General features: G+C 32.1%; 15 protein-coding genes. 3 read left to right on the top strand and 12 right to left on the bottom strand.

Features of this window, described 5'->3' with window-relative positions; genetic code table 11:
- Nucleotides 1–121 precede the first annotated feature (121 nt).
- Genes VDP25_RS03460 through VDP25_RS03450 form a run of 3 tightly spaced genes read left to right on the top strand, consistent with a single transcriptional unit; the run spans nucleotide 122 to nucleotide 7321 of the window.
- Nucleotides 122–1288: a Pycsar system effector family protein gene (locus tag VDP25_RS03460; RefSeq protein ID WP_334466948.1), complete on the top strand. Its 1167-nt coding sequence runs from the start codon at nucleotides 122–124 to the stop codon at nucleotides 1286–1288.
- 16 nt (nucleotides 1289–1304) lie between these two features.
- The gene (locus VDP25_RS03455; RefSeq protein WP_334466946.1) at nucleotides 1305–3641 is read left to right on the top strand and encodes a hypothetical protein; all 2337 of its coding nucleotides are present in this window, start codon (nucleotides 1305–1307) and stop codon (nucleotides 3639–3641) included.
- 14 nt (nucleotides 3642–3655) lie between these two features.
- Nucleotides 3656–7321 (top strand): metallophosphoesterase, encoded by a 3666-nt coding sequence (locus VDP25_RS03450; RefSeq protein ID WP_334466944.1) that lies wholly within the window; start codon nucleotides 3656–3658, stop codon nucleotides 7319–7321.
- 119 nt (nucleotides 7322–7440) lie between these two features.
- Here the strand turns inward: VDP25_RS03450 and VDP25_RS03445 are convergent, their stop codons facing one another.
- From VDP25_RS03445 to VDP25_RS03390, 12 genes are all read right to left on the bottom strand, one after another.
- Complete coding sequence (locus VDP25_RS03445; RefSeq protein ID WP_334466942.1) at nucleotides 7441–8130, bottom strand: haloacid dehalogenase type II; 690 nt, start codon at nucleotides 8128–8130, stop codon at nucleotides 7441–7443.
- 43 nt (nucleotides 8131–8173) lie between these two features.
- Nucleotides 8174–8821, bottom strand: coding sequence for a DsbA family oxidoreductase (locus tag VDP25_RS03440; protein ID WP_334466939.1), 648 nt, complete (start codon nucleotides 8819–8821; stop codon nucleotides 8174–8176).
- A 1-nt stretch (nucleotide 8822) separates the two neighbouring features.
- A complete protein-coding gene (locus VDP25_RS03435; protein ID WP_334466936.1) occupies nucleotides 8823–9131 on the bottom strand; it encodes an EthD family reductase in 309 nt (102 codons plus the stop codon).
- Nucleotides 9132–9211: 80 nt separating this feature from the next.
- Nucleotides 9212–9775: a carboxymuconolactone decarboxylase family protein gene (locus tag VDP25_RS03430; RefSeq protein WP_334466933.1), complete on the bottom strand. Its 564-nt coding sequence runs from the start codon at nucleotides 9773–9775 to the stop codon at nucleotides 9212–9214.
- A gap of 70 nt (nucleotides 9776–9845) precedes the next feature.
- Nucleotides 9846–10409 carry a TetR/AcrR family transcriptional regulator gene (locus tag VDP25_RS03425; protein ID WP_334466930.1) on the bottom strand — a complete coding sequence of 188 codons (564 nt, stop codon included), beginning with the start codon at nucleotides 10407–10409 and terminating at the stop codon, nucleotides 9846–9848.
- 157 nt (nucleotides 10410–10566) lie between these two features.
- Nucleotides 10567–10950 carry a DUF3037 domain-containing protein gene (locus tag VDP25_RS03420; RefSeq protein WP_334466927.1) on the bottom strand — a complete coding sequence of 128 codons (384 nt, stop codon included), beginning with the start codon at nucleotides 10948–10950 and terminating at the stop codon, nucleotides 10567–10569.
- Entirely contained in the window at nucleotides 10940–11719 is a 780-nt protein-coding gene (locus tag VDP25_RS03415) for a HipA family kinase (RefSeq protein ID WP_334466924.1), read from the bottom strand. Before VDP25_RS03415 ends, VDP25_RS03420 begins: the two co-directional genes overlap by 11 nt.
- Nucleotides 11720–11814: 95 nt before the next feature.
- On the bottom strand, nucleotides 11815–12435 hold the full coding sequence (locus VDP25_RS03410; RefSeq protein WP_334466920.1) for a MarC family protein: 621 nt from the start codon (nucleotides 12433–12435) through the stop codon (nucleotides 11815–11817).
- 147 nt (nucleotides 12436–12582) lie between these two features.
- The gene (locus VDP25_RS03405; protein ID WP_215925507.1) at nucleotides 12583–13011 is read right to left on the bottom strand and encodes an FKBP-type peptidyl-prolyl cis-trans isomerase; all 429 of its coding nucleotides are present in this window, start codon (nucleotides 13009–13011) and stop codon (nucleotides 12583–12585) included.
- A gap of 159 nt (nucleotides 13012–13170) precedes the next feature.
- Nucleotides 13171–14592 (bottom strand): TolC family protein, encoded by a 1422-nt coding sequence (locus tag VDP25_RS03400; protein ID WP_334466913.1) that lies wholly within the window; start codon nucleotides 14590–14592, stop codon nucleotides 13171–13173.
- A 68-nt stretch (nucleotides 14593–14660) separates the two neighbouring features.
- Nucleotides 14661–15332: an ABC transporter ATP-binding protein gene (locus tag VDP25_RS03395; protein ID WP_334466910.1), complete on the bottom strand. Its 672-nt coding sequence runs from the start codon at nucleotides 15330–15332 to the stop codon at nucleotides 14661–14663.
- 143 nt (nucleotides 15333–15475) lie between these two features.
- Complete coding sequence (locus tag VDP25_RS03390) at nucleotides 15476–16219, bottom strand: head GIN domain-containing protein (protein ID WP_334466908.1); 744 nt, start codon at nucleotides 16217–16219, stop codon at nucleotides 15476–15478.
- Nucleotides 16220–16223 lie beyond the last annotated feature (4 nt).

The following is a 16223-nucleotide window of genomic DNA, read 5'->3' as shown; positions in this document are numbered from 1 at the left end:
TACCTATTTCGTTACATCACAAAAGTGAGGTGATTAAAAACAAATCGTATTATCCTTCATTTATAAAAAATGATAGTAAAGATCACTTTATTCGACTATTAAAACAATGTAAATTTGTAATATGAAAGAAAAGCTGTTACTCGATGTAGAAATATATGTTGCAGAGCTGTTAAATAAACAGCTAGCTTCAACAAACTATTACCACAACGCTATTCATACTAGAAACGTTGTCACTAGTATTACAGAATTAACCAACAGAGAACAATGCACAGAACAAGAGACTTTAGCCTTATTATTGGCGGGTTGGTTTCATGATACGGGTTATATTTATACAGATATTGGTCATGAAGAAGAAAGCGTTAAGATTGCACGTTCTTATCTAAAGGAACAAGATGTTCCTGAAGAACTGCTAGACCAAGTTGAACAGTTAATTCTAGCAACAAAAACGGATCTTAATCCTAACAACAAACTCGAATCTATTATTAAAGATGCCGATTGTGGGCATATTGCTTCTGATGACTATTTAGATATTTCGGAAAATTTACTAAAAGAGATAAATGCTAAAAATGACCATACACTTTCTGATATAGAATGGATGGAACAGAACATCGCCTTTCTTAAAAACCATTCGTTTTATTCCGATTCTGCTAAACAAATTTGGCAACCTAAAAAGGAGCTTAATGTATTAGAAATTCAAAAAAAGTTACATAAACTAACTGCTAAGGAGAATAAAAAAGATAAAAACACAAGGTTTGGAAGAGGTGTTGAAACGATGTATCGTGTGCAATTAAAAAATCATATAGAATTAAGTGCTATTGCAGATACCAAAGCCAACATACTACTATCTGTAAACGCAATAATTATTTCTGTAGCCTTATCTAACTTAATTCCTAAACTAGACAATCCTTCCAATTTATTTTTAGTGTATCCTACCTTAATCTTAATGCTTTTTAGTGTTGCCTCTGTAGTCTTATCTGTATTGTCTACACGTCCTAAAATATCTAATGTAGCCATTACAAAAGCGATGATTAAGGAGAAAAAAACCAATATTCTATTTTTTGGAAATTTTCATAAAATGAATTTGCAAGATTTTGAATGGGGAATCGACTATTTAATGGATAATGAAGAAACGTTATACAATTCACTTACAAAAGATTTGTATTATTTAGGCTTGGTGCTAAATAGAAAATATAAATTATTACGTATCACCTATACCGTTTTCATGTTCGGAATTATTATCTCGGCAGCAGCATTTATTTATAGTTATTATATAAACATGCCTGTATAATATTAATTTAAACGCTATGAAAAACAAAACTACAGGACCTTTTAAAGTAAATATATCTTTACGCTTATTAAGGGATAAATTTATAGACTTATTAGACTCTAATAATGTTTCGGTGCAAACACAAGCGAAGCAAGCTTTAAAATTATTTGATAAACATCCTATTTTATCTACTGGAACAAATACTACAGAAGATTTTCTGAAGCATAAGCCTATCATAGACCAGTTGATGTCTTATATTTTCCCCTCAGCCTTAACGGATAATGAGATTAAAGCTGCGGTTACTCCGTATGCTAGTGATGTTTTTTACTGTAGTTCAAGATTAGAAAGCATTATTAAAAATGCAGAAGCAAGCGAAAATGTATTTAATGAACTGTATAAGGATTATGAAGACTCTTTCGATTTGCTTACTTATGCTATTATATTGAATATCCATTACAAATTCAATGTCGATTTTGAACGACCAAAAACCTTATCTATTACAGACAAAAATGGTGACAGAAAGCGTTATCGTGTGGCTTTTAATGCCGACTTCCTAGACATCTACCCTAACGAAAATGCCATTGAAATTACAGAAGAAATTTTAGATGAATTATTAAGCAATGCTAGTGATATTGAGATTTGGAAAAAATACTTCCCAAAAGATTCATGGACTATTGAAGGCTTTGGCATAGTAAACCTTATAGACACCTCGTTAGACGAACGCATTGATGATTTTAAAACCCATTTAATACAACCTAATAACGAAAGTTTTCAATATTTAATTGAAGACATTAGACGCATATTTAACAATCCAGATTTGCAACTTGGAAGCTACAGTGTAGAGCACGACAAGATTATCTCTCCTTTTGATAGGAATTTTAATATGCTAACACTAGTACCAGATGAAGATGTAAGCATTAATGAATACGCCTGCGAACATGTTAACTGTCAACTATTTAAAGATTGTAAACCAATTATTATTTCCAACGTAGAAACATATCATAAAAGAACTAAAGGCAATAGGCTAAGTCGTACGTTATTAAAAAAAGGTTTAAAAAGTGTAGCCCTCATTCCTGTTCCTATTAATGGTGAATTAGGTTTTATTATAGAGTTAGCAGCATTTAAGCCCAACCAGCTTAATGCCATTAATATGGTAAAGTTAGATACCATTTTACCTTTTATTTTAAGTTACTCTAAACGTACGTTTTCAGAACATCAAAATGAAATCAGTGCCATTATACAACAAGAATGTACAGCTATCCATCCCTCTGTACAATGGCGTTTTGAAGAAGAAGCTAACAAATACATACAAGAACGAAACTTTGGAGAGAATCCGGTTTTTCAAGAAATTGTATTTAAAGATGTCATTCCTCTTTTTGGACAAATAGACGTGGTTGGCTCATCAAATGCACGAAACGAAGCCATTAGAATAGACCTAACAAGACAATTAGAAAAAAGTAAAGACATCCTTAAAAATAGGATTAAAATAAATTTACCATTTTACGAACAGTTAATTTTTCAAATTGACAATTATTTAGCGGAATTAAAAGACAATTTTCACACCAATTCAGAACAAGAAATTAATATCTTTTTCGAAAAACAACTCTTTCCTTTATTCGAACATTTTCAGAAAAATTCTAAAGGCATTGAAGATGTCGAAGAATTTCTTAAAACAATTGACAAAACAACAAGTAGTTTATATGACGCTAGAAAAGCCTATGATATTACTATTGAAAAAGGAAACAAAACCCTATCTTCATTTTTAGACCAACAACAACTAAAAGCTCAAGAGATATTTCCACATTATTTTGAAAAATTCAAAACAGATGGCATTGAGCATAATTTATATATCGGACAATCTATCTCTAAGCATTTAAACTATCATCCCACTGTATTGTACAACTTACGTTTATGGCAATTACAAGTGACTTGCGAAATGGAAGCGATGTACTACGAAAAGCAAAAAGAATTCCCTTTACAATTAGAAGTAGCATCCTTAATTCTTGCTTATGATATCCCGATTACTATTCGCTATCGCATAGATGAAAAACAATTTGATGTTGATGGAGCATATAATGTACGTTACGAAATGATTAAAAAGCGTATAGACAAAGCCCACATTAAAAATACAAACGAGCGTTTAACACAACCACATAAACTTTCTGTTGTGTATTCTAGTAATGCCATGGAGAAAGAATATTTAGCTTATTTCCAATTTCTACAAGCCAAAAATTATATTGGAACTAATATTGAAATTGTAGAATTAGAAGAGCTTCAAGGAGCTAGTGGCATAAAAGCAATTAGAGTAGACATTAACAGAAAGCTAAAAAAAGTATCGGATATTTTTACAATAGAAGATTTACAGGCCGTATAAGAAGAAATCACAGAATGAAAACAAAACTATTAATTGGTTTAATTAGTATGGGACTTATTATAAGTAGTTGTGCTACTTATAATTCCCACAATGTTAATGTTAGCGCTAAAGAGCTTAAACAAATAGATAAGAATACCACTAATGTTTTTTTAATAGGAGATGTAGGAAAGCCTGAAGAGGATGGCACAGCTCCAAAAACATTATTAAAACTACAACATCAATTTGCTAAAGCAGACAAAGATGATTTCCTATTGTTTCTTGGAGATAACATCTATCCTTGCGGTATACCTTTAAAAAATGACAAAGCCATTAAAGCGGCAGAACACGCATTAAAGCTTCAATTAGACGTTGCCAAAACATTTCCTGGAAATGTTTATTTTATTCCAGGAAATCATGATTGGTATAGTGGTTTAAAAGGTCTAAAGGCACAAGAAAAAATGGTTGAAGATGCCTTAGAAAAAAACACCTTTCAACCAGAAAACGGCTGTCCAATTGAGAAAATTAAAATTAGCGATGATATTGTTATGCTAATTGTAGATTCGCATTGGTACATTACCAATTGGAATAATCATCCCACAATTAATGATGATTGTGACATAAAAACTAGAGCCGATTTTTTAGATGAATTTAGAAGTGAAATAAAAAAAGCAAGAGGAAAAATTACCTTAGTTGCCATACATCATCCTATGTATAGTAACGGACCACATAATGGCCGTTATGGTGTAAAAGAAAACATAAAACCTATACCTATACTTGGCACCTTAAAAAATATTTTAAGAACCTCTACTGGTATTGTAAATGCAGATTTGTCTAATCCATTTTACAATGAATTAAGAAAAAACCTTATTGCTGTGGCCCAACAAAACGAGAATGTTATTTTTCTATCAGGACATGAGCATAATTTACAATACTTAGAGTTTGATAATGTAGCTCAAATCATCAGTGGCTCTGGCTCTAAAACTACACCTGTAAGAATGCGTAATCCTAATAATTATGGCCATGCTATTCCTGGCTATGCGCTACTTAACATAGGAAACAATAAGGCTGTAGATGTACAATTTTTTAATTCAAATTCTGAAGAAGTCGAATTTTTCAAACAAATAAAACAGCCAGAACAAGTTTCTGAAACAGAATATGCTAAAATAATTACAGATTCTATAAGTGCATCAATCTACTCAAAAGAAGACACTAATAAATCTGGCTTTTATAAGTTCTTATGGGGAAACAGATACAGAGACGACTATAGTACAAACGTTAAAGCAAAGGTTGTTAACCTAGATACCTTAATGGGTGGCTTAACACCTTTTAGAAAAGGAGGAGGTACACAATCTAAGACGCTTCACTTAAAAGCTTCAGATGGGAAACGCTATGTTATGCGTGCTATGAAAAAGCAAGCAGATCAATTTATGCAAGCCGCTATTTTTAAAGACCAGTATGTCGAAGGACAATTTACTAATACAGCTTCAGAACATTTATTAGAAGATATTTTTTCTGGCGCCTATCCGTATGCACCTTTTGTTATAGGAACCTTATCTGATGCAATAAACCTATCTCATTTAAATCCTAACTTATATTATGTGCCCAAACAAAATGCCTTAGGCTTATATAATAAAGATTTTGGTAATGAACTATACCTTTTTGAAGAACACCCTTCTGATGGTCATGTTGAGTTAGCAACTGGGAATTTTACAGGGGAGATTGTAAGCACAGTAGATATGTTAAAAGACGTATTAAGTGACGAATCTAAAATTATAGATGAAAAAGAATTTATTAAAGCGCGATTGTTTGATATGCTAATTGGAGATGCAGATAGGCATCAAGACCAATGGCGTTGGTTGGTATTTGAAAACAAAGGAAAAACAATTTACAAACCCTTACCAAGAGATAGAGATCTTGCCTTTTCTAAAATGTCTGATGGTTTTTTGTTTGGAACAGGTGTAAAGCTGATTCCTGCAGCAAGAAAATTTAGAAAATATGAAGCCGATTTAAAAGATGTTAAAGGGTTTAATGTCTCTGGATTTCCATTAGATGTTGCATTTATTACAGATTCTAACAAATTGGCTTGGGATGAACAAGTACAATTTATTCAATCTCAAATAACAGATGCTGTTATAGACAAAGCGTTTAACAATATTCCAAAAGAAGTAAATCCGCAATCTATTATAGAAATTAAAAAGCTTCTAAAAGAAAGACGAACGCACCTTCAACAAATTTCAGATAGATATGTAAAATTAATAAGTAAACATGCAATTCTAACAGGAACGAATAAAGACGACTACATTCATGTTAAAGCTTTAGAAAATGATGACGTAGAAGTATCCATATACCGTAAAAAAGATGATACTATTAAGGATCGTTTTCATCATAAAATCTATCACCCCAAAACAACTAAAGAAATATGGATTTATGGTTTAGATGATGATGATAGCTTTGTGGTTGAAGGAAAAATTTCTAAAATCAAAGTGCGTTTTATTGGTGGACAAAACAATGATGATTATAAGGTCGCATCTGGCAAAAACGTTATTATCTACGATTACAAATCGAAGAAAAACGATTTATCACAGGCTAAAAAAGCTAGAATTAAATTAACAGACGACTATAACACAAACGTCTATGATTATAGAAAAATAAAGAATAATGTCAATCAAATCATTCCTACTCTAGGTGCCAACCCAGACGATGGTTTAAAATTAGGTTTTACAAACACCTATACGGTTTATGGTTTTGAACGCAACCCATTTACATCTCAACATGAAGTAAAAGCGGCTTATTATTTTGCAACCGATGGTTATGAATTAAACTATAAAGGTGAGTTTGCAAATATTATTGGAAGCTTAAATTTTGGATTTCAAGCGCATTTTCAAAGCCCTAATTACAGTGTCAATTTCTTTGGTTATGGTAATGAAACTGAAAATAATGATGACGACTTTGGTTTAGATTATAACCGCGTAAAAACTAGAATTTTTCGTTTAAGTCCTCAACTGGTCTGGAATTCTAAACGCGGAAGTCTTATCCATTTTGGTGTTAGTTATGAAGTCAATGAAATTCACAATAGTGATAATCGTTTTGTATCAGACTATAGTTTATTACCAAATAATGTGTTTGATGAAGAGCATTTTGGTGGTATAAATGCAACGTATAACTACTCTAACTACGATAATAATGCCTACCCAACCAATGGAATGAATTTCTCAATTGTAACAGGTTATAAAGACAATTTAGAAGTCAGCAATCGTGATTTCGGATATCTGATTACTGATATTGGCTTTGCAAGAAAACTAAATCCTTCAGGGCGATTAGTACTGGCTACTAAATTAAAAAGTCATGTAAATTTTGGCGATGGTTTTGAATTCTATCAAGCAGCTTCAATAGGAGGTATTGATGGTTTAAGAGGCTACAGAAACCAACGTTTTACAGGAAAAAGTGCCTTTTATCAAAATACCGATTTGAGGTATAGTTTTAACCGCATGAAAACAAGATTAATTCCAATAAAATTAGGGATCTATGGCGGCTTTGATTATGGTCGTGTTTGGATTGAAAATGAAACCTCAGAAAAATGGCATAATGCGTATGGTGGAGGATTTTTTATTAATGCTGTAGATTTATTGTCTGCTAATTTGGGTGTATTTAATTCTTCTGATGGTGTTAGAGTAGCCTTTGGAATGGGCTTTGATTTTTAAAAGACACCAATGTGTTACAATTTTTTAATAGGAAGTAAATTGCTATAATAGTAGTAACTTTTAGTTTCTACTATTTGTGATAACTAATTATTAATGGGTTATCATTAATCGTAATACCATTACTTAAAGGTTACAAGGATATCTGCCACCTTTTGTAAATCAGACTCATTGATTTCTGTTTGCAGTGCTAATGGAAATAATTGTTGACCAGGTCTAGCGACAAATGCAGCTCTCCAGCCAGCCCAAAGCGCTCCTGCAACATCCCAACCATGTGCCGCAATAAGCATACACGCTTCTGGTTTCACACCCATTTTACGAGCTCCCCAATTATAGACATCTGTAAATGGTTTAAATTTCCCAATACCTTCTACACTTAAACATTCATCAAAATAGTCTGTTAGTCCTGCACTTTCAAATTGTTTTTTTACACCTTCATTAGATGAATTAGTAAACGATACCAATTTGTAACCGTCTTTTTTTAGTTGAGCCAATGCGGCTTTAACTTCTGGATGAGCAGGCAGTCCTCTTAACGAGTTTAAGATGACGTTTCGAGCTTCGTCTTCAGAAATTGTAATACCATTATTTGCAGCAACCATTTGTAATGCTGCTGCACCTATATGACCAAAATGTTCGTATTGTCCACTAGCAGTAGTTACTAATGAGTATTGTAACATCGTAGTAAACCAAAGCGATAATAAATCTTCTCTACCATTTAGGGCTTCACCAACTTGCTTTTTCATTTTAGTGAGATCTAAAAGCGTTTCGTTAACATCAAAAAATAATACTTTTGGTCTTGTTTTCTTCGTCATAGTTGTTGTTTATGTCCTAGTCTTTTAATGGATATATATCTAATTACTCTGCTGCAATTAATTCAGAAAGCACTTGTTTAAAAGTATCTACAGGTTGCGCTCCAGTAACGGCACTTTTTCTATTAAATACAATTGTAGGCACAGAGTTTACTCCTAAACTTTTCCAATAATTCTGTTTGTTTCTAATGTCTAAACGCGCCTCTTCATTATCTAATTTTGCTAAAGCGTCTTCTGCATTTAAACCCACTTCTAAAAGCGCTTCTTTTAAGATTTCTTTTTTAGAAACATCTTTACGGTCACTAAAAAATGCTTTTGTTAGCTGCATTTTTAATTCGGTTTGCTTGTTAAAGTCTTTGGCATATTCTAATAAAATATGAGCATCAAAGGTGTTTACCATGCGCATGTCATCAAAATAATCGAATTTAAAACCCAACTCATCACCTGCAGCTTTCATATGCTGTTGTGATGCTTTTTGTTGTTCTAAAGTAGCGCCGTATTTTTCTGTAATATGCTCTATTACATTCTGACCTTCGGCTGGCATATTCGGATTCAATTCAAAGGGTTGCCATTCTATGTCTATTTGATTTTCTATTCCTAATTCTGAAATCGCTTTTTCTAGACGTTTATAACCAATGGTACACCATGGACACACGACATCTGAAACGATATCTATTTTTAATTTCTCTTTCATATTAAAAGGGGATTAATTCACTAATTTGAAGTTCTGCTTGTACATTACTGTAGTTTTTTACATCGGCAGCAAAAGTCGCTGCATGAGGACCAAAAGCCTCTTGAAAGGAAGCAATATCATCAAATAATAGATGTGCAATAGCTACATAAGGAGCAGATTCACCTGGAACTCTACTTGCTAAATCTAATTCTAATCGTTTTAAAGCATTCCCTACTAATTTTGTTACCATTGGTAAGTGTTTATTTTGGTAATAATCTGCATCAAACTGAACATTTTCGCTGTTTGGGTACATTACAGAAACTTTTATCATAATTGTATTTTTTAAAGATTAATAAACCTTCCGAATACACGGAAGGTTTATAGCTATCAATCAATCTGTGGCTTTAGGGTTTAGGATACCACATTGTCTTTAGACCACTCAAACTTTTTAAAACCAGCATCTACAGGTGTATTTGCAATATGGTTTACATAATTACTTATTGTTTTTTGAGATAATCCTAAAATAATTTCTAATACTTGTGCTTCACCATAACCAGCAGTATAAAAAGCATCTAAATCTGCTTGCGTTACATGCCCGCGATTTCTAACAATGGTTAATGTCATTGTTCTTAAGGCTTCCAATTTTTCGTTTTCTAAAGGAGTTTCGTTACGTAAAGCCTCGGTAATAGCATCGTCGACTTTCATCATTTTTGCGATTCCTGTATGTGCAGGAACACAGTAATGACAAGCGTGTTCTACATTAATTGTTTGCCACACGACTGTTAACTCTTCTTCATTAAAAGAAGTTTCCGTAAATAACTGGTGTAAGTTTTGGTAAGCTTCTAAAATTTTTGGAGCGCCGGCTAAAACACCATGTAAACCAGGAATCATTCCGTAGGCTTTTTGAGAGTTTTCTAATAGTCCTTTACTTCCTTCTGGAGCTGTTTCAATATTGTGAACTTTTAATGTTGTCATAATTTTTCTTTTTTCAGTTTATTATTAATTTTATCTAAACGTACGTTTAGTTATTTTTCAAAAAAAATGTTTATATATTTTTGAAGGTCATTTCAATATAATCTTCAATTTCTGCTTTAGTGTTAACTCTTGCTGCAGCTGCTAAACCATGCTTTGCTAACAATAAATAGTTGGCTTGTTTTTTTATTGTTTCTTCATCTTTTGAAGCATCCATTTGTAACTTTTCTGTAATTAGAGCTTTTAAATTATCCATAAAAAAATGCATCTGTTCTTGAATTAATTCATCATCTTTTTCTGAAAACTCATTATACGTATTTGTTACTAAACAACCTTTTAAGTTGTCGTCTTTAAAATTAGAACTTACAGAATCGTAAAAAAACTGTTTAATGTCTTCTACTCCATTAGTTCCTTTTTTTAATTTATCTAGAATAGCATGTACTTTTGATTTGTAATACTTTAGACTTTCAAGAAATAAGCCTTGTTTACTACCAAAACTAGCATATATAGAAAATTTATTAATGCCCATTTCTTTTTCGAGCATTTGCATAGAAGTGGTTTCATAACCATTTTTCCAGAAAAGCCGCATTGCTTTTTCTAGGACTTCTGTTTCATTATATTGTTTTTTTCTAGCCACTAATTCTAATTACACTACAAAACTAAACAATCGGTTAGTTATAAAAAAGGTTTTAACACTAGTTTATGTATTTGAAACCATCAATACAGTATTGCCTTTTCAACACCTGCTGCTTTAAACACTACTATTCAAACAGATATACAAACCAAACTACCAACTACAACACACATTGTTTAAAAATCTCTTCTAAGGTTTTATTTGGGTCGCCACATAAACCTGGATGCGTTTTAGAGCTTTGGATAATGGTACTTCGGCAAGCGGTTAACCATCTAAACCTATCTGACAACTCCATTTTTCCAATTCTTCCACCTTGAGGCTCACCTTTACATACCTGTTGCCAAGCATCTAAATAGTTTTCTAGCATTTGAACCTCAATGTCAGTTGAAAACGCCTTCAATTTATCTTGATTGATGTGATATTTTATTCCTAGGAATTTTTTTTGTTTAGAGAATAGAATGACTCCTACATTAAAGAATTCTTCGCGTTCTACTTTAGGAACAAACCTAATTATGGCATATTCAAATGTATATCTATCTTGCATCTTCGGCTTCTTTAACTAATACATCAATTTTTGCAAATCTTGTATTTATAAACTTAATATATGCATCTCTCATTTCTGTTGCTGTCATCGTATCTGCTTCACTTAACAACCAATCTTCTGGTATATTTGAAACAATTTCAGCTATTTTATCACGATTGAGCAATTGTTGGATTTCTTTTGAAGCTTCATTTAATTTAGTGGCGTTTTGTAAAAGCACATGATCTTTTACAAGTGGAAACGTTCTGGTAAGATGATTCTCCCAATTTTTCCAATCGTGATGAAAGTAAAAACTCGCACCATTATCTATAATCCAAAGTTCTTTGTGCCAATGCAGTAAATTTGTGTTTTTAGCGGTTCTATCAATATTACTAATTATGCTATCTAATAGTACCACTTTTGATGCTGTTAATGCATCTACTGTACTAACTAATGGATCATAAGTAATAGCTTCAGATAAAAAATGTAATCCAAGATTTAAACCAACACTAAACTTAAGTAAGTCCTGAATTTCTTCATCTGGTTCTGTTTTACTAAACGAATCATCAAGATTCATAAACACCAATTCTGGTACTTTTAAATTAATTGCACGTGCAATTTCACCTCCAATAAACTCTGCGATTAATGCTTTTTTACCTTGTCCTGCACCTCTAAACTTAAGCACATACAAAAAACCATCATCTGACTTAACTATAGCAGGAAGTGAACCACCTTCTCGCAAAGGCTGTACATATTGAGTAACATTTACTGTACGGATATCGATTTTACTCATAATTACTAATAATGTAATGCACTAAATTAAATATGACACATATCTAAATTTAATAAGATTATATACGGAATGACTCTTAACGTTTATTAAAATGACTAACTTATTAAGTTAAAGGAAATTTTAATTCCCTGAATAATCATACCTGTTCCAATAATTGCAATAATTAATCCCATTATTTTTCCAATCACAGAAATTACATTATTACCAACTATTCTCACGATTAAATCACTTAGCCTAAAGGTAAAATAAGTTAACAAACTCATTGATCCAAATATAAGAATTACTAACATGATATGTATTGTTTCAACATTAGCTACAAAGTTCATCGCTGTAACAATGGTTCCTGGTCCGGCTAAAATTGGAATAGCTAAAGGTGAAACAGCAATATCTTCATCAATATTTACATTGTCAATACTTTTAACATTAGACCTTTTAGATTGTAGCATATCAAAACCAATAAAAAAGATTAAAATACCACCTGTAATCTTAAATGCAGGAATGCTGATATTAAATAATTCAAAAATATATTTCCCTAAAAGAACAAATACGGTTACAATTACAAATGCAATAATATTTGATCGTTTATTTATATCTCTTTTTGTTTTTGCATCTGCTCCTTGGGTTAAGGATAAGAAAACAGTCATATTTGATATCGGATTCGTTATGGCAAAAAAGGCCGTAAAGACCGTTATTGAAAATGTAATTAAATTATCCATAGGTACATAAAATTGAATCTTGAAAGAAATTGAATTAGTTCTATTTTACCAAAGATTTTTATTTGTTTTTTTTATGAAATCGATTCTGACAATAAAAAAACCTGTAAAGAGAACTTTACAGGTTTTTCATTTCTATAGTAACTAGTTCTATTTAATCTCTACTAACTCTAAATCAAAAACTAATTCTTGACCAGCTAATGGATGATTTCCATCTAAAATAACATGATCTTCATTTACCTCAACTATTCTAAATTGGTGCTCATTTCCTTGTGCATCTCTAGATGCTAATCCTAAACCAACTGCAGGCTCCATTTCTGGTGGCAATTGTGTTTTTTCGACTTTATGAAATAATTCTTTAATGATATCTCCATAAGCTTCTGCTACTGGAATATCAACCGTTTTTTTGTCATTCACCTTCATATCGATAACTGCTTTTTCAAAACCAGGAATCAACATACCTTGTCCTAATGTGAATTCTAATGGCTCACGCTCTAAAGAACTATCGAATATTTGTCCGCTTTTTAATTTTCCTGTGTAATGAACTTTTACAGTATCATTTTCTTTTACTTGACTCATAAATTTTAATTTCATATTAAATAAGATGCAAAACTATTATTTATAATAGAGAATAAAGAATGATACTTAAGGTTTTGTATCGTTTTTAAGAAAAACTTAACGTGACCATTGAAAACCTACGAGAATTAACCATTTACCTTGTACTCACATCGAAGCTAATTAATTAACCATTCCTCTGTAATAATCTAGAACTTTTACACGTAACAAGTATTCATATTTTGCATTGGCGAGGTTCACTTTGGCATTATCTAAATTATTCTTACTGGTAATATAATTTAAGAAATTAGACACTCCATTTTTAAATCGGATATCATTAATACGATAAGACTCTTGGTAAGCCTCCACTTGTTTTTCTAAACTTTGATGACGGTTATAAGCGGCTTCCATATCAAAATAAACCTGAGCAATGGCATTTTTTATATCTACATGGGTACGCTCTAATTCTAGGATGGACTCCTCTACTCTAATTTTTTCTAAAGCCACATTGTTTTTTGCTCTAAATCCATTAAACAATGGCACATTAACAGCAACACCAACCACAGTATTTAAGTTATTATCTAATTGATCTTTGTAACTTATAGCTTTTGATGTAAAGTTGGTTTGCTCTGTCATAATTGGTAAGTCTTGACCATCAACCGTAACGAAATCACCAGTTTCCACAACGTTTGTCCCTGTTGCTGTAAACAGTTCTGCGGCACTAGAGTAATTGGTATTGACACCACCAAAAAGCGAAATTTCTGGTGTGAACTGAGACTTTGCAACACTGACTCCTTTTTTAGCAGCTTCAATACGTAATTCCTTAGCTTTAAATGTGGCTAAATTTTGAATAGCCTCTTCAAAAACAGCATCCGAACTTAAATTGTATTTTTCAAAATCTAGGATTAATCCATCTGTCGCTAGATTGACGTTTTCTTTTAAATTCATTAATTGTGCTAAGTTCAATTTAGCATTATTTAAGCCACTTTCAGAAGACAAAACACTAGTTTCATCGCTTGCCACTTGTCCTAAAATATCTGCATAATCTGCTGGATTTCCAGATTCGTTGTCATAAAAATCTTGTTGAATTTTAAGTTGTTGTTTAGTCGTTTCTAATCGTGCTTTAGTTAAACCCAAAACATCTCTAGCATTTAAAACTTGAAGATATGCTAAGGTTACATTTAATATTAAATCTTGTTGCGCGGCTTCAATTTCTAACTCAGACGCCTTTTTATTCAATCGCTCTTGTTTGGCCGAATTTAATAATCGAAAGCCATTAAAGATTGTCATATCTAAACTCAATCCTAAGTTTGAAAAGGTTAATTCTTGATTGATATAAGCGTTGGTAAATGGATCAATACTTCTTCCATCATTAACACCCAAACTAAAGTTTCCATTAAGACTTGGCAGCAAATTAGCTTTAGACTGCTGATAATTTACTTTTGCTGAATTGGCTTGTAAATTGGATGATTTTAAATCGAGATTATGCTCTAAAGCGACTGCAATGCATTCGTCTAAAGTATAACTTTTGTTCGGTTTATTTTGAGCAAAACCAGCCCAGTTCATCAGTACAATGATGATTAGTATTACAAGTTTATGTATCATGATTTGTTTCTTTTAGAACACCCCTAAAGTCCCCTCAAGGGGACAATTTTAAAAATGTTATTATATACCTATACTATTTTTCCGTCCAAAAGATTAATAATTCGAGAGCCATAAGCGGCATTACTTTCTGAATGTGTAGCTTGAATTATGGTCACACCTTCTTTATTTAACTGTGCAAAGAGTTCCATAATTTCTTCACTTTGTTTAGAGTTTAGATTCCCTGTGGGTTCATCCGCTAAAATTAATTTAGGTGTTCCTATTAATGCTCTCGCAATACCCACTAATTGCTGTTGCCCTCCACTTAATTGCATAGGGAATAAATCTTTTTTACCAACAATATTAAAACGATCTAACATATCAGCCACCATGGCTTTGCGTTCAGAAGATTTTACATTTTTATAAAGCAAAGGGGTTTCAATATTTTCGTAAACGGTGAGTTCATCAATAAGATGATACGCTTGAAATACAAATCCGATGTATTCTTTATACAATTTGGATCTGTTCTTTTCTTTCATGCTATGCACAGGCTCTCCTAAAAACGTATAGCCTCCATCTGTAAAATGATCTAACATGCCAATACAATTCAACAAGGTAGATTTCCCAGAACCCGATGGCCCCATAAGTGAGATAAATTCGCCCTCGTCCACATTCAAATTGATATTATCTAATAACGTAACTTTATTGCTTCCTGAGTTTACCGTTCTAGAGGCTTCGTTTAGACTTAATAGTGTGTTTTTCATTTTTATTGATGTGTTAACTATTGTATTCTTTGGTTTTTTTATTATAATTCTCTCTAAAAAAACACCCCTAAAGTCCCCTCAAGGGGACAATCTAACTAAGACTATTTTTAGGAAAATATAATATTGTTTCTACTATTTATAACTTAATCTATTCGTTTAATTTCATAGTCGCCAAAACTCAGTCCTTTATTGACCTCAGCATCGCCTTTATATCGTAATGTCGCTTCTCCATAGGCTGTAAATTTGATACTTTTTGAAGCTTGAATTTTAAACACCGCTTCTCCATAAGCTTTAAGTTTAGACGATTTATTATCCACATCTACAAGATTGATGATTCCTGCTCCATACGCCGTAATATTCTGCTTAACTGTAGTTCCTTTTTTAATTATCAATTCACTTTCTCCGTAAATATCCACGTTAAATGTGTCAAAATTTACATGATTAAAGGTCACTTGAGATTCTCCATAAATATTGAGTATGAACTTTTTTTCATCGATAAGACTCTTACAAAGCGTGCGTTGCTCTCCTCTTAAGGATAGTGCGTTAATATCTTTATAGGTTACTAAAATGGTGAGCACTTTTCCTTTATAAATGGGCATTCTCATCTTCTTGCCATCTTTTGTAACACTTTCGTTTTTTGTAATTTCTTTAGCATCATCTAAGTACACGCGAAGCGTTCCTCCTTTAACTTCAACATTTATCTTGTCTTCTGGTTCTGAGCTCTCTATTATGGTTACAGATTCTTCATCTCCTTGAATAAATGTGGTTTCTATATGTGGACTGATAATAACCTTATTAAAAGATTCAACCATATGTTTTGTTTGTGCTAGCACCATTTGACTTATTAAAATCAAACTAAGTATAGTGATGTGTTTTATAATTTTCATAGTC

Origin of the sequence: Winogradskyella sp. ECml5-4, assembly GCF_036903175.1 — a bacterium.
In the GTDB taxonomy this organism is placed as follows: domain Bacteria; phylum Bacteroidota; class Bacteroidia; order Flavobacteriales; family Flavobacteriaceae; genus Winogradskyella; species Winogradskyella damuponensis.
The sequence above is the reverse complement of the archived record's forward strand: the minus strand, read 5'-3'. Positions and strand labels throughout refer to the sequence as shown.